At 65.9% G+C, this 14,550-nt stretch carries 13 protein-coding genes; 7 read left to right on the top strand and 6 right to left on the bottom strand.

The window, feature by feature from the left end:
• The 3 genes from DM872_RS14530 to DM872_RS14520 all read left to right on the top strand — a co-directional run bounded on the left by DM872_RS14530 (position 1) and on the right by DM872_RS14520 (position 3,766).
• Positions 1 to 1,059, top strand: a complete 1,059-nt coding sequence (locus DM872_RS14530) for a ferredoxin--NADP reductase (protein WP_179060158.1) — start codon at positions 1 to 3, stop codon at positions 1,057 to 1,059.
• Between the two features lie 297 nt (positions 1,060 to 1,356).
• A complete protein-coding gene (locus tag DM872_RS14525; protein ID WP_179060157.1) occupies positions 1,357 to 2,130 on the top strand; it encodes an SDR family NAD(P)-dependent oxidoreductase in 774 nt (257 codons plus the stop codon).
• Between the two features lie 64 nt (positions 2,131 to 2,194).
• Positions 2,195 to 3,766 carry a FadD3 family acyl-CoA ligase gene (locus tag DM872_RS14520; protein ID WP_179060156.1) on the top strand — a complete coding sequence of 524 codons (1,572 nt, stop codon included), beginning with the start codon at positions 2,195 to 2,197 and terminating at the stop codon, positions 3,764 to 3,766.
• A 96-nt stretch (positions 3,767 to 3,862) separates the two neighbouring features.
• Here the strand turns inward: DM872_RS14520 and DM872_RS14515 are convergent, their stop codons facing one another.
• The 4 genes from DM872_RS14515 to DM872_RS14500 all read right to left on the bottom strand — a co-directional run bounded on the left by DM872_RS14515 (position 3,863) and on the right by DM872_RS14500 (position 8,583).
• Entirely contained in the window at positions 3,863 to 5,026 is a 1,164-nt protein-coding gene (locus DM872_RS14515) for a helix-turn-helix transcriptional regulator (protein ID WP_179060155.1), read from the bottom strand.
• A 211-nt stretch (positions 5,027 to 5,237) separates the two neighbouring features.
• Entirely contained in the window at positions 5,238 to 7,112 is a 1,875-nt protein-coding gene (gene cysN / locus DM872_RS14510; RefSeq protein WP_179060154.1) for a sulfate adenylyltransferase subunit CysN, read from the bottom strand.
• On the bottom strand, positions 7,112 to 8,008 hold the full coding sequence (cysD, locus tag DM872_RS14505) for a sulfate adenylyltransferase subunit CysD (RefSeq protein WP_179060153.1): 897 nt from the start codon (positions 8,006 to 8,008) through the stop codon (positions 7,112 to 7,114). The genes cysN and cysD overlap by 1 nt, the downstream gene beginning before the upstream one ends.
• Before the next feature lie 104 nt (positions 8,009 to 8,112).
• Positions 8,113 to 8,583 (bottom strand): SRPBCC domain-containing protein, encoded by a 471-nt coding sequence (locus DM872_RS14500; RefSeq protein ID WP_179060152.1) that lies wholly within the window; start codon positions 8,581 to 8,583, stop codon positions 8,113 to 8,115.
• Between the two features lie 375 nt (positions 8,584 to 8,958).
• Here DM872_RS14500 and DM872_RS14495 point away from each other — a divergent pair, with 375 nt between their 5' ends.
• The 4 genes from DM872_RS14495 to DM872_RS14480 all read left to right on the top strand — a co-directional run bounded on the left by DM872_RS14495 (position 8,959) and on the right by DM872_RS14480 (position 13,119).
• On the top strand, positions 8,959 to 10,071 hold the full coding sequence (locus tag DM872_RS14495; protein WP_179060151.1) for a DUF1214 domain-containing protein: 1,113 nt from the start codon (positions 8,959 to 8,961) through the stop codon (positions 10,069 to 10,071).
• A complete protein-coding gene (locus tag DM872_RS14490) occupies positions 10,068 to 11,261 on the top strand; it encodes a sulfotransferase family protein (protein ID WP_179060150.1) in 1,194 nt (397 codons plus the stop codon). Before DM872_RS14495 ends, DM872_RS14490 begins: the two co-directional genes overlap by 4 nt.
• A 90-nt stretch (positions 11,262 to 11,351) precedes the next feature.
• On the top strand, positions 11,352 to 12,140 hold the full coding sequence (locus DM872_RS14485; protein WP_179060149.1) for an SDR family oxidoreductase: 789 nt from the start codon (positions 11,352 to 11,354) through the stop codon (positions 12,138 to 12,140).
• A 10-nt stretch (positions 12,141 to 12,150) separates the two neighbouring features.
• A complete protein-coding gene (locus DM872_RS14480) occupies positions 12,151 to 13,119 on the top strand; it encodes an acetyltransferase (RefSeq protein ID WP_179060148.1) in 969 nt (322 codons plus the stop codon).
• An 18-nt stretch (positions 13,120 to 13,137) separates the two neighbouring features.
• Here DM872_RS14480 and DM872_RS14475 read toward each other — a convergent pair whose 3' ends face one another.
• Together DM872_RS14475 and DM872_RS14470 are read right to left on the bottom strand one after the other, a co-directional pair.
• Positions 13,138 to 13,836, bottom strand: a complete 699-nt coding sequence (locus DM872_RS14475) for a transglutaminase-like cysteine peptidase (protein WP_179060147.1) — start codon at positions 13,834 to 13,836, stop codon at positions 13,138 to 13,140.
• A gap of 300 nt (positions 13,837 to 14,136) precedes the next feature.
• Entirely contained in the window at positions 14,137 to 14,433 is a 297-nt protein-coding gene (locus DM872_RS14470; protein WP_179060146.1) for a hypothetical protein, read from the bottom strand.
• Positions 14,434 to 14,550: the final 117 nt, after the last annotated feature.

Genomic DNA, 14,550 nt, shown 5'->3' with positions numbered 1-14,550 from the left:
ATGGGTAGCGTGCAGCCACTTGTGATCGAGCCGCAGCAGTCCGGCGCCTTCCAGCTGGAAGTGGCCGAGGTGATCAGCGAGACCCACGACAGCCGTTCGCTGGTGCTGCGGATTCCCGCCGAACTGGAAGCGCGCTTCCAGTACAAGGCGGGGCAGTACCTGGGCTTTCGCGTGGTGCTCGATGGCAAGCGATTGACACGCTGCTATTCCATGTCCAGTTCGCCGGATTGCGACACCCTGCCGAAGGTCACCGTCAAACGGGTGGAAGGCGGCCGGGTGTCCAACTGGTTCAACGACCAGGTGCGTCCTGGCGACCTGCTGGAGGTGCTGCCGCCCGCGGGGCACTTCCACCTGCGTCCCGGTTCGCATGACCTGGTGTTGTTCGGCGGTGGTTCGGGGATCACCCCGGTGTTTTCCATCCTCAAATCGGCGCTGAAGACCACCGACCGCCGGATCAAGCTTGTGTACGCCAATCGCGACGAAGCCTCGGTGATCTTCCGCGATGAGCTGAAGGCACTGGCCAAGGCCCATGTGGACCAACTGGAAGTGGTCCACGTGCTGGACTCGGTGCAGGGATTCCTCAGCCAGGGCGAAGTACGCCAACTGGTGCGCGGCCACGCCGGCGCGGAGTTCTATATCTGCGGACCCGGTCCCTTCATGGACACCGTGGAAGGAGCTCTGCTGGGGCTGGGGGAAGCGCGTGAGCGCATCCATGTGGAACGCTTTGTCTCGCCGCCCGATCCGGATGCCCAGGAGGCCGTTCCGGCGGCCGCTGGCGTTGAGGCGGAGCAACTGCTGGTGGAGCTCGACGGCCAGCTCAGCGAAGTGCCCGTGCAGTCGGGCGAGACTCTGCTGCAGAGCATGCGCAATGCCGGCCTCGACGCGCCTTACTCCTGCGAAGAGGGCTTCTGTGGCGCCTGCATGTGCAAGGTGGAGGAGGGCGAAGTGGTGCTCTCCCGCAACGATATTCTCAGCCCCGCGGAACTCGCCGAAGGCTGGACCCTGGCATGCCAGGGCCGCCCCGGCAGCGCGCGGCTGAAACTGAAGTTTCCGGGGTGACAGCCGGGGGCTACCGCCCTTACGGGTGGTATTGAGCGTGTATGTCAGTGCCTTTACACCCGGCTTCGGCCGGGTTTTTTATTTTGAAGGTGTAGGTTGGGCAGAGCGCAGCGAAGCCCGACTGGGGGCATGGATTTGTTGGGCTTCGCGTAGCTCAGCCACAACCTGCGGTGGGGGCCGGGCGATCGGTGTGATGGTCATTCCGCCGCGTAGTCTCAACGGACGATCACTCCTGCCCACTCCGGCGGTAGACTCCGCCGAAAGCCCCATTCCAACAACAAGACATCGAGGTTTGCCATGGCGCGTCTGTCCAACAAGGTTGCGGTCATCACCGGTGCCGCTTCGGGTATCGGTCTGGCCTGTGTTCGCCGTTTCGTCGCCGAGGGCGCGCAGGTGGTTGGGCTGGACGTGGGTGAACCCCGCGCGGATGTCGTCGCCAGCCTGGAAGGGCTGCAGCCGGCGCCGCTGTTCATGACCCTGGACGTGCGCGACGAAGCGCGTGTGCAGGCGGTGATGGAAGAAGTGGTTGCACGCTTCGGCCGCATCGACGCACTGGTCAACGCCGCCGGCATCGCCAGCCGTGGCAGCATCACCGAGACCAGCACCGAGGAATGGCGCAGGGTCCTGGATATCCACCTGACCGGCTCCATGCTCACCAGCCGCTACGCACTGCCGCAGATGGTCGCCCAGCGCAGCGGCTCGATCATCAACTTCGGTTCGATCTTCGGTCTGCAGGGTTGCGACGGCAACGCCGCCTACAACACCGCCAAGGGCGGCATCACCCAGCTGACCCGCTCCATGGCCATCGACTACGGCTACGCCAATATCCGCGTCAACGGCCTCTGCCCGGGCCTGATCGACACGCCCATGACCCAGATGGTCAAGGAGCAGAAGGAATTCCACGCCTACTTCGCCTCCCAGCACATGCTCTGCCGTGCCGGGCAGCCGGAAGAGGTGGCCAGCGTGGCGCTGTTCCTCGCCTCTGACGACGCCTCCTTCGTCAGCGGCCAGATGATCGCGGTGGATGGCGGCTTCTCCGCCGGCCGCCGTTTCGCACCGCCGCAAGCCTGATTTCCCATCCATGCCACGGCCGGGTTTACCCGGCCGCTGCCCCGTCGCGCCCCGAGAAAAGCCCATGACCGACCTGGAAAGCGTCCTGACCATTCCTCAGCTGCTGGCCGCCACCGCGACCCGCTACGGCGAATCCATGGCCATCGAGGACGACAGCGTCCGCATCAGCTACCACCGGCTCGACCAGTTGCGGCGCCAGGCCGCCCGCGCTCTGCTGGCGCTGGACATTCAGGCCGGCGAGCGGGTGGCGATCTGGGCGCCGAACGTCCACGAGTGGATAGTCGCCGCCATCGCGCTGCAGAGCGTCGGCGCGGTGCTGGTGCCGCTGAACACGCGGATGAAAGGCAGCGAGGCGGGCTTCATCCTGCGCGAGAGCGGCGCCAGCCTGCTGTTCGTGATCGGCGAATTCCTTGGCACCGACTACCCGTCGCTGCTGGCCGGCGAAGCGCTGCCGGATCTGCGTACGCGCATCTGCTTGCGCGGCGCGGCACCGGGCTGCCTGGGCTGGGACGATTTCATGGCGCTGGCGGACGAGGTGTCCCCGGCGGAGCTGGTGGTGCGCGAGAGTCAGGTGGATCAGCACAGCCTGTCGGACCTGCTGTTCACCTCTGGCACCACCGGCAAGCCCAAGGGCGTGATGACCGCCCACGGCCAGAACCTGCGCATCGTCCGCGACTGGAGCGCCATGGTCGGCCTGCGCCATGGCGATCGCTACCTGATCGTGAACCCGTTCTTCCACAGCTTCGGCTACAAGGCCGGCTGGCTGGCGGCGCTGATGCGCGGTTGCTGCATCCTGCCGCAGCAAGTGTTCGATGTGCCGGTGATGCTCGAACGCGTTGCCCGCGAGCGGGTGAACGTGCTCCCCGGGCCGCCGACCCTGTACCAGTCGATCCTGGCCTTCCCCGAGCGCGAGCGCTTCGATCTGTCCAGCCTGCGGGTGGCGGTGACCGGCGCGGCGTCTGTGCCGGTGGAAATGGTGCGGCGCATGCGTAGCGAACTCGGCTTCGAAACCATCGTCACCGCCTACGGCCTGACCGAGGCCTGCGGCTTCGTCACCATCTGCCGGCCGGGGGATTCCGCCGAGCGGGTGGCGACCACCTCGGGCCGCGCCTTCCCCGATGTAGAAGTGCGCTGCGTCGATGCCAGTGGCAACCCGGTACCGCCGGGCGAACCGGGCGAATTGCTGGTGCGTGGGTACAACCTGATGCAGGGTTACTTCAACAACCCCGAAGCCACGGCCGAAGCTATCGATGCCGAAGGCTGGTTGCACACCGGTGACATCGGCGTGCTGGACGAGGATGGCTACCTGCGCATCACCGACCGCATCAAGGACATGTTCATCACCGGCGGCTTCAACGTGTACCCGGCGGAGATCGAACAGGTGATCCTGCGCTATCCGGGCGTGGCCCAGGCGGCGGTGATCGGCATTCCGGACGAGCGCCTGGGAGAAGTGGCCATGGCCTTCCTCCTGCCCGCGTCCGGCCAGCAATTGGATACCGGCGAGTTCCTCGGCTGGTGCCGCGAGCAGATGGCCAACTACAAGGTCCCGCGCCGCGCCCAGGTGGTGGACGCCATGCCGCTGAATGCGGCGGGCAAGGTGACCAAGGACGCGTTGCGAAGAATGGCCAACCTGTAGGAGCGAGCTTGCTCGCGAAGCGTCCGAGCGCGGTCTTTCGCGAGCAAGCTCGCTCCTACACGGAAACGTGCAACGGGGGCGAGTTGTGCACCCTCCTCAAGCCAACGAAGCCACGCTGTTCAGCAGGGTCTTCACCAATTGCGCCTGGCGCGTGGCGCCGGTCTTGGCGAACACGCCACGCAGGTGGGCGCGCACGGTGTTGCGGGATACGCCGAGGCGTTCGGCGCTTTCGTCCAGGGTCAGGCCATCCATCATCAGCATCGCCACCTCGGTTTCCGTGCGGGTCAGCTGGAACAGGCTGCGCAGCAGGCACCGCGAGGCTTGCGGCGAATCGCCCGGATCGCGGATGAACACGGCCACCGCCGGCCGGCGGGCGTTGCCCTGGCCCTCGTAGTTCAGGGCGATGGGGCGCAGCAGCAGGTTGAGCGGCACCTCCCCGGTGGGGCGCGTCAGGGTCAAGACTTCGATGCAGTCGTCCCGGCCGTGCTGGTGGTGCTGAAGCATGGTCTGGATGTTGCGCTGCAGGTTGCGGTTGTCCTGGCCGGCGAAGGCCCGCAGCTTGTCCTGGTGGCATTCGAGGCCATCCCGCGCGGCGAACAGGCGCTGGGCGGCCTGGTTGCTGTTCATCACCTTGCCGGTCTGGTCGAGGATGGCGGTGCCCACCAATAGCCGGTCGATGGTCACGGCGTAGAGGCGGCGTTCGGAGTCCAGCTGGTCCACCGTCGAGTGCAGGTCCACGGCTTGTTGCAGGTGCGGCAGCAACAGGCGCACCAGGGCCGTTTCCGCGGCGTCGAAATCCCGTCCTGAATGCCCCCGGCAAGCGAACAGGGCGCAGTGCATGCCGGCCGCCGTCTGCATGTTGGCCACCAGCACGTAGCGCAGGTCGAGCGGGCGCAGGTAGCTCTGGTAGAAGTCGTGGGCCAGCCAGTGTCCGGTCCCCAGTATCTGGTCGGCGGTGACCACTTGCTCAGCCGGCCAGTCGAGAAAGGGGCAGATGGCGTAGTAATGCTCGCTGTAGGAGGGCTCGCCGGGCAGGTGCGGGCCATGAATCGAGGCGTTGACGATCAGCCCCGGCCGCTCGTGGGCGGGATTGCGCAGCACCAGGGTCAGGTAGCTGGCGTCGAAGCGTAGGCGCAACGCTTCCAGCAGGCTGGCCCAGGGCGTGGGTTCCTGCGGTCCGCGGTAGTTCAGTGCCAGCAGTTCGCTGAGTTCGGCGGCACTGATTCCCGCCAGTTCATGGGCATGTCGAAGGTCGTCCATCCTCGCCTCGCTTGTTGTGGTTGTCGGGCTGGATCGGCTGAGTATTGGCGGCGCGCGCTGTGGATAAATCGTCCGTTCGGCCTAGTGGCGGTAGGGGATCGATTTGCTTGGCCGGGAAATGTAGGAGCGAGCTCTGCTCGCGAACTTCCGAGCGAGGGACATTCGCGAGCAAGCTCGCTCCTACAGGCCAAGGCCCATTGAGCGTGCGGGCTCAGAGCGCCAACAGGTGCTCAACGATGCGCTCGGCCGCTGCTTCCGCTGATTCACTCGCCGTGTCGATGCGCAGGTCCGGTGCCAGCGGCGGCTCGTAGGGCGAATCGATGCCGGTGAAGTTCTTCAGTTCACCTCGCCGGGCTTTCTGGTAGAGGCCTTTGGGGTCGCGGCTCTCGGCCAGCTCCAGGGATGCGTCGATGAAGATTTCCAGGAAAGCGCCGTCGCCCGCGAGGCTGCGTGCCAGTTCGCGTTCGGCGCGGAAGGGGGAGATGAACGACACCAGGGTAATCAGCCCCGCGTCCAGCATCAGCCGCGCCACTTCGGCCACCCGGCGGATGTTCTCCACGCGGTCGGCTTCGCTGAAGCCCAGGTCGCGGTTGAGGCCGTGGCGCACATTGTCGCCGTCCAGCAGGTAGGTGTGCCGGCCCAGGGCATGCAGCTTGCGCTCCACCAGGTTGGCGACGGTGGATTTGCCTGCCCCGGAAAGACCCGTGAACCAGAGGATGCGCGGCGTCTGGCCCTTCAGCGTGGCACGGGCCGCGCCGTTCACATCGATGGCTTGCCAGTGCACGTTCTGCGCGCGACGCAGGGCGAAGTGCAGCATGCCGGCGCCGACGGTCTGGTTGCTCAGCCGGTCGATGATGATGAAGCCGCCGGTATCGCGGTTTTCCCCATAGGGATCGAAGGCGATCGCCTGGTCCAGGCTCAGGTTGCACACGCCGATCTCGTTGAGCTCCAGGGTTTTCGCCGCGAGCTGCTCCAGGCTGTTGACGTTGACCTTGTGCTTCAAGGTGGCGCAGCTCATGCCGAGGGTGCGGCAGCCGATTTTCATCAGGTAGGGGCGGCCGGGCAGCATGGGTTCCTCGCCCATCCACACCAGGGTGGCTTCGAACTGGTCGGCCACGGCGGGCGGCGCGTCGGCCCGGACGATCAGGTCGCCGCGGCTGATGTCGATCTCGTCTTCCAGGGTCAGGGTCACGGCCTGGCCGCTGATGGCTTCTTCCTGTGCGCCGGCCATGCCGAGGATGCCGGCAACGCGGCTCTGCTGACCCGAGGGCAGCACGCGAATGCGTTCGCCGACGCGGATGGTCCCCGCCGCGACGTTGCCGGCGAAACCACGGAAATCCAGGTTCGGGCGGTTCACCCATTGCACCGGAAGGCGGAAAGCGGCGCCGGCACGGGCCGCTTCCAGGGGCGCGTTCTCCAGGTGCTGGAGCAGGCTCAGGCCCTGGTACCAGGGCATATTGGCGCTGCCTTCCAGCAAGTTGTCACCCTTGAGTGCCGACATCGGGATGCACTGGATATCGGTCAGGCCGAGTTGTGCGGCGAAGGCGCGGTAGTCGGCCTCGATGCGGTTGAAGACCTCCTCCGAGTAATCCATCAGGTCCATCTTGTTCACCGCCACCAGCACCTGGCGGATGCCCAGCAGCGACACCAGGTAGCTATGCCTGCGGGTCTGCGGCAGCAGGCCCTGGCGGGCGTCGATCAGGATCACCGCGAGGTCGGCCGTGGAGGCGCCGGTGACCATGTTGCGGGTGTACTGCTCGTGGCCGGGGGTGTCGGCGACGATGAACTTGCGCTTGTCGGTGGCGAAGAAACGGTAGGCGACGTCGATGGTGATGCCTTGCTCGCGCTCGGCGGCCAGGCCATCCACCAGCAGGGCGAAATCCAGTTCGCCGCCCTGGGTGCCGAGCTTTTTCGAGTCCGCCTCCAACTGGCCGAGCTGGTCTTCGAAGAGCACCTTGGTTTCGTACAGCAGGCGCCCGATCAGGGTGCTCTTGCCGTCGTCGACGCTGCCGCAGGTGATGAAGCGCAGCAGGTCCTTCTGTTGTTGCTGCTCAAGGTACTGGTCAAGTTCGATCTTGGCGTTCATCAGAAGTAGCCCTCTTGTTTCTTCTTCTCCATGGAACCGGCCGAGTCGCTGTCGATCAGCCGACCCTGGCGCTCGGAGGTACGGCTCACCAGCATTTCCTGGATGATCGCCGGCAGGTTGTCGGCGTCGCTGTCGATGGCGCCGGTCAGGGGGTAGCAGCCAAGGGTGCGGAAGCGCACCTTGCGCAGCTCGGGGGATTCGCCGGGGAGCAGCGGCATGCGCTCGTCATCGACCATGATCAGCGTGCCGTCGCGGCGCACCACCGGGCGCTCCTGGGCGAAGTAGAGCGGCACGATGGGAATGCCTTCGAGGTAGATGTATTGCCAGATATCCAGCTCGGTCCAGTTGGAGAGCGGGAACACCCGCAGGCTTTCGCCCTTGCGCTTGCGGGTGTTGTACAGGCGCCAGAGTTCGGGGCGCTGCTGCTTGGGGTCCCAGCGGTGCTGTTCGGAACGGATCGAGAACACACGCTCCTTGGCCCGGGATTTTTCCTCGTCGCGCCGGGCACCGCCGAAGGCCGCGTCGAAGCCGTACAGGTCCAGGGCCTGCTTCAGTCCCTGGGTCTTCCAGATATCGGTGTGCAGCGCCGAGCCGTGGGTGAAGGGGTTGATCCCGCGTTCCTGGCCTTCCGGGTTGATGTGCACCAGCAGTTCCAGGCCCAGGCGCTCGGCGGTCTGGTCGCGGAAGGCGATCATTTCGCGGAACTTCCAGGTGGTGTCCACGTGCAGCAGGGGAAAGGGCGGTTTGCCCGGCGCGAAGGCCTTCATCGCCAGGTGCAGCATGACCGCACTGTCCTTGCCGATGGAGTAGAGCATCACCGGGTTTTCACACTCGGCGACCACTTCGCGGATGATCTGGACGCTTTCGGCTTCCAGGCGTTGCAGGTGAGTCAGCATCGCTTGCCTCCTTGGGTGGGGGCCGGCTCCACGTGCTGCGGGCCGGCTTTTTTCCACGGTAGGGAAAGCGTCGTCGGGGGTTCTTCGTCCGAGCAGACGAAGTTTCAGCGGCTCTCGGCGAACAGCGTTTCGGCGCGTGCCTTGACCGCCAGGGCCACCGCATCGAAGCCCTGCTTGACCCAGGGGCCATGCAGTTCCATCACCTGGTCGGCGGTGTCACCGAGGAACAGGTCGGTGGTGTGGTAGCGGCAACTCTTCGGCCCGGTGGCTTCGATCAGCTGCTCACGGCGCGCGGCGTCGGGGTTGCTCGCGCTGGCGTGCATCTCCCAGGCCAGCAGGCGCGGTGGCTCGAAGCTGGCCAGTTGCTCGACCACATGCAGCAGCTCGCCAGGGCTGGCGGGATTGGGCAGGTACAGGTTCACCGGCTCGCCGAGGCGCAGGCTGGACTCCACCTTCACGGTGAAGGGGTTCCATTCGGGGTAGCGCACAAGGTCCGCCAGGACCGACCAGACCAGCTCGGCGGGGGCAGCGATGTCCACGGTCAGCGACCGCACCAGGTTCTTTTCTTCAGCCATCTGGGATTCCTCGGGATTCAGGCACCGCACCGCGCGACGCCGATCCGGCCGATGCTCCGCGCCCGTTGTCGCCAGTTCCTCGTCCGGGTGGACTAGGTTCCCGCTCATTGCCTCGCTGTAGGAGCCAGCTTGCTGGCGAATGATGCGCCCCCTTCGCGAGCAAGCTCGCTCCTACATCCAGATCGTAGGATGGGTGGAGCTTGCGATACCCATCGACCGCGCTGATGGGTATCGCTCCGCTCCACCCATCCTACGGAGTTACATCCAGCAGCGAGCCAGCCGGTGATTTAGTCCGCCCAGACGAAGAATCCCTCCCGCCCATCTCCCTAAGGTTTCCGCAGTGGCGGGTGTTCCGCCGGACCAGAGGAGACCGAAATGGCCACAGATGGAATCGAACAGCAGGTGCTGACCGGGCAGGTCTGGAGCGATTTCTGCGACCAGCTCAAACGGAGCGGTGAGCAGATCCTGCGAAGCGAGGCACCCAGCGATGCGCAGACCCGCGCCGAGGGCTTCCGCTACCTGACCCGCCTGCTGCGCATCGCCCTGGAAATGCACCTGGAATTCGCCGATCCGGACTTCCCCGGCTTCTTCTCGCCGTCCCACGAGACCGCAAAGATCGGCGCCGACAACCCGGACAACCTTTACCAGTATGCCCGCCTCAACGGCGCGAACCAGTACCGCGTCAGTGGTCGCCGGGGGAGCGTGTCCTACCTCAGTTTCGGCACCCAGAAGGGCGGTTACGAAAGCGACGGCAAGATGATCCAGACTGGTTTCATCGACGCCAGCCAACTGCAGCTCGACGCTGATGGCAGCTTCGAAATCATCCTCAGCCAGGACCGCGTGGACACCGGCAACTGGCTGCGTCTGGAGCCCGAAAGCAACGCGCTGATCGTTCGCCAGACCTTCCTCGACCGCGCCAGCGAACAGCCGGCGCAGCTGCGCATCGAGCGTCTGGACAGCCAGCAGAAGCCCGAACCGCTGAGCGCGGAACGTCTGCAGCAGAGCCTGGGACGGGTCGCCAGCTTCGTCGAGAACACCGCGCGGCTGTTCGCCAACTGGGCCCAGGGCTACCAGGCCCATACCAACCAGCTGCCACCGGCGGACCAGGCCCTGTGCCAGTCGGTGGGCGGCGACCCGAACATCTTCTACTACCACGGCTACTGGTCGCTGGCGGATGACGAGGCGCTGCTGATCGAAGTCGACCAGGTGCCGGATTGCGACTTCTGGAACCTGCAGATCAACAACTACTGGATGGAGTCCCTCGACTACCGCCATCACTGCATCTGCCTGAACAAGCACTCGGCGCAACCGGACGCGCGCGGCGGCGTGCGCATGGTGCTGAGCCACCGCGACCCGGGCCTGCCCAACTGGCTGGAAACCGCTGGCCACGCCGACGGCACCTTCTGCCTGCGCTGGGTCGGCGCCGAGCGTCCCTTCCACCCCGTCACCCGTGTGGTCAAGCTCGACCACCTCAAGGAGTTGCAATGACCAGTCCCATTCCCGCCGGTGACGATTTCGCCCTGGACAGCCTGCTGGACGAAGCCAGCCGCCGCGCTGGCGGGCTCGACGACTTCGGCCCCGGTGACTACCGCCAGGCCCTCGCGGTGCTGGCCGATGCCCTGCACGCAGAGGCCAAACTGTCTGCCCAGGGCCGGGCACTGCTCAGGGAGAAGCTGGTGGCGCAGCTGGTGAACCGCCTGGTGATCGAGGAGCACTGCAAGCGTCACCCGGAGATTCTCCAGCAGCCCATCGACGACCCGCTGGTGATCGTCGGTCTGCCGCGCACCGGCACCACGCTGCTGCAACGGCTGTTGTCGGTGGACCCGCAGTTCAGCAAGGCGCAGTGGTGGGAAACCCGCTACCCGGCGCCGCTGGACGGCGAAACCCTGGAGCGGCCGCAGGTGCGGATCGAGCGGGCGCGTGCCGAGGTGGCGGCGATGATCGAGTTCGTGCCGCAGATTCTGGCGATCCATCCGCTGGACGCCGAGCAGCCGGATGAGGAGTTCATGCTCATGGAGCACTCCTTCCTCTGTGCCATGGATTCCTACGTCAACGTGCCGACCTACACCGCCTGGCTCGACCGCCAGGACCAGACCCAGGTCTATGCGTACTTGAAGAAGATGCTGCAGTTCCTGCAATGGCAGCAGGCGCGTCGTGGCATCGCACCGGGACGCCGCTGGCTGCTGAAGAGCCCGCAGCACCTGCATACCCTGGAAATCCTGCTGAAGGTTTTCCCGAAGGCGCAGGTGATCCTCACCCATCGCGACCCGGGCAAGACCATTCCGTCGCTGGCGAGCTTTATCCACACCCTCTGGCAGATCTACAGCGACCAGGCCGACCCGGCCCAGGTCGGCGAGCAGTGGAACAGCCGCATGGCCCGCGCCCTGCGCCACAGCATGGCGGTGCGCGAAGGGCGGCCGGCCAGCGCGTTCTTCGACCTGCACTTCGAGGACACGGTGACCGACCCGCTGGGCGTGGCCGAACGCATCTATCGCTTTGCCGGCCTGGAACTGAAGCCTGAGGTGCGTGCGGCGATGGCCGATTGGCTGTCGCGCAATGGCCGCGAGCAGCGCGCCCCGCACCAGTACGACCCGGCCACCTTCGGCCTCGACGACGCACGTCTGCAGCGCGACTACGGCGATTACCGCAGCCGCTACCTGGCTGGTGCTTCTGTGTAGGAGCCAGCTTGCTGGCGAAGAGGAAGTTCCCATTCGCGAGCAAGCTCGCTCCTACGAAAAGCAGATCGATAACAACAAAAGGACACGAACATGCTGCTGAACGACAAGGTTGTAATGATCTCCGGTATCGGCCCGGGTATGGGTATCAAGCTCGCCCTGGAGGCGGCGCGCGAAGGCGCACGTGCCGTGGCGATCTGCGCCCGCAATGAAGAGCGGCTGCGCGAGGCGGAACAGCGCATCCATGACCTGGGCACCGACTGCCAGGTGCTGTGGGTGCCCACCGATGTGAGCAACCCGGAGGCCTGCCGCGCCTTTGCGGCGGCAACGGTGGAACGTTTCGGACGCATCGATGCCCTGGTCAACAGCGCTTACGCCCACGGCGGTTTCGAATCCCTGGAAAGCTGCACCGACCCGCTGCTGCAGGAGGCCCTGGAGGTAAACCTGTTCGGCTCGCTGCACCTGACCCGTGCGGTGCTGCCACAGATGAAGGCGCAGCGCTCCGGTGCCATCACCATGATCAGCACCCTGGGTGTGTTCAAGCCCTACGCGGGGGGCGGCGCCTATGCAATTTCCAAGGGAAGCCTGGCAGTGGCGGTGCGCTACCTGGCTGCCGAACTCGCCGGGCACGGCCTGCGGGTGAACGGCCTGGCCTGTGGCTGGATGTGGGGCGAGCCGGTGCAGGCCCATGTGCGCCAGGCTGCCGCCGCGCGCGGTGTCAGCGAGGAACAGGTGCGTGCGGAGTTCAGCCAGGGCATTCCCGGCGGCCGCATGCCGGGCGACGAGGAATGCGCCCGCGCGGCGTTGTTCCTGGTCTCCGACTACGCCAGCGCCATCAACGGCGCGCAACTGGACGCCAACGGCGGCGAGCTGATGCGCTGAGCGCGGGGGGATGAAGATGCTCGAACATTGCGCCTTCAACGGCGACGCGGACGGACTCTGCGCCTTGCAGCAATTGCGCCTCGCCGGAGAACTGAAAGCAGGCGTGCGCCTGGTCAGCGGCGTGAAGCGTGATATCGGCCTGCTCGACCGAGTGCAGGCCGGCCCAGGCGAGCGGGTCACGGTGCTGGACATTGCCCATGAGCAGAATCGGTCGGACGTCGCGCGCCTGCTCGATGCGGGTGCCCGAGTCCGCTACTTCGATCACCACTTCGCGGGTGAATTGCCTGAGCACCCGGCGTTCGAGTCCTTCATCGACACGGCGTCAGATGTCTGCACCAGCCTGCTGGTGGATCGCTTCCTCGCGGGGCAGTTCCATCGCTGGGCGGTGGCGGCGGCCTTCGGTGACGGCATGGCCGGGCCGGCCAGGGCGCTGGCCGAGCGTCATGGCCTGCGCGCGGTGGATATCGAGGCGCTGGCAGAGCTGGGCCAACTGCTGAACTACAACGCCTATGGCGACAGCCTGGACGATTTGCATTTCGACCCGCTGGCGCTGGCGGTGGAGCTGGCGCCCTACGACGATCCGTTGGACTTCATCCGGCAGAGCCCCAGCTTCGCCTGCTTGCGTGAGGGGTACGGCGCCGACATGGCGGCTGCGGCGCGTCTCGAGCCCTGGCAGACGGGGGAGGGCGCGACGCTCTATCGCTTACCGGCAGAACCCTGGGCGCGGCGGGTCAGCGGGGTGCTGGCCAACCAGTTGGCAGCGCGGGACCCGCGGCGGGCATTGGGCCTGCTGAGTGCGCGAGCCGATGGGGACTGGACCTTCAGCCTGCGAGTACCGGCCGACGCCAGCCTGGAAGCGGACGCTTTCTGCCGGGGCTTCGCAACCGGAGGAGGACGCAAACGCGCGGCTGGCATCAACCGTTTGCCGGCCGCGTCGTTGCAGGTGTTCGCCGATGCATTCCTGGGGAGCTACCAGTAGTTAGGAGAGGCGCCGTGGTTACAGCACGAAGCCTTCCCGCTCCATGCGCGCCAGCAGACTCTGCCAGAACGGCAGTTCGGTGGTATTGCCGACGCGTCTGGGCGCGCCGCCCTTCAAGGTGTAAAGCCCGTCGGCATCGAAGGCGTAGCGCAGGGCCAGGTCCTTGCGCCGGGACGCGGGGAGGATGTCGTCCACCAGGTTGTCGAGGACCAGGGGCTCTGCGTCCGGGGTTTCGTGATAGGTCACCACCATGTGCGCCTGGTTCAGCTCCAGGGCGCGCGCATAGGTGATGCGCAGCTTGTCCGGAGCGACGCCCAGTTGCAGCAGGGTGAAGTATTTGGCCAGGGCGAAGTCTTCACAGTCCCCGGCGCCCTTGGCCAGGGTTTCCACGGGCGTGGCCCAGTAGTCGCGGCGTTGCCAGAGGGCGCTGTCGTCGGTGAAGCGCACCTGACGATTGAACTGGCGGTTGACGGCCTCGAGCTGCTGTCGTTCAGTCAGGCGGCGACCGGTTTCCAACAGGTCATGCCAGGCCTGGAGGCGATCCTTCGCCGGGCCGCTGCGACCGTAGCGCTTTTCCGCCTTGCGCAGCACGGGGTCGGCGCTCCAGGCGGCCCTGGCGTCCCCGGCACTCAATAGCAGGCTGCCGCTGAAAAGGGCGAGCGTGAGCAATTGCCAGGACAGGGGGACGCCGAAGCGGCGAGAGGCGGGCTTCTGCAACGGTTTGACTCTCCAGGGGAAAGCGGCCGGGGCCGGGTTCTGCGGTGGATCAATCCGTTGAGCGAATCACCGGCATAGAGGAAACCCTCCGCCGGTTCAGGGATGTTGACACACTAGGATCAGGACGGTCGGTGCCGCAAGCGGCAGGGGATGCGCGGCAGGGGCTGGGAGAGCTCGAGGCAGTCAGGACAGCTCTGGATCGGGCGCCTGGAGGCGCTGGCCGGTTGTCGGAAAGTGGGGTCTTTTTCTGCCCGCCGGCGGCGCAAGACTGCGCACGTCCGACGGGCGGGGAGTCATCGGTTACTTACCGAATTCGACTCGCTGCTGTTGAATCCACGATTGGTATTTCGGCATTTGCCGCTCGCCCGAGTACGCCTCTTCGTCCTCATAGCTACGGCCAGACGCGGTGGGTTGTTCCTCGACCATTCGTGTGAAGCGCTCGCTGGAGTCCTCCCTCATCTGCAGGACTTGCTCGTTGCGCATCCGGAACTCGTCCAGGCGGTCGCTTCCATTCTCCGCCAGGGCAGTGCCCGGTCCCGTTGTCGCCGCCAGGGCCAGAAGGCCGCTGAGGGTCATTGTGGTGAGTGTGGATTTCATTTGTCGTTTCCTCTTGTTCCTGGCTCGCCTCCCCACGAGTTGGACGAACAGCATCGGCGATTATTACGGCTGGCGTGGATAGCCTGACGGATGGCCGAAAAGTTGACCGATGGGCGT

Origin of the sequence: Pseudomonas taiwanensis (genome assembly GCF_013393345.1) — a bacterium.
GTDB lineage: Bacteria > Pseudomonadota > Gammaproteobacteria > Pseudomonadales > Pseudomonadaceae > Metapseudomonas > Metapseudomonas resinovorans_C.
Note: the sequence above shows the minus strand (reverse complement) of the source record. Positions and strands in the feature narration are given on the sequence as shown.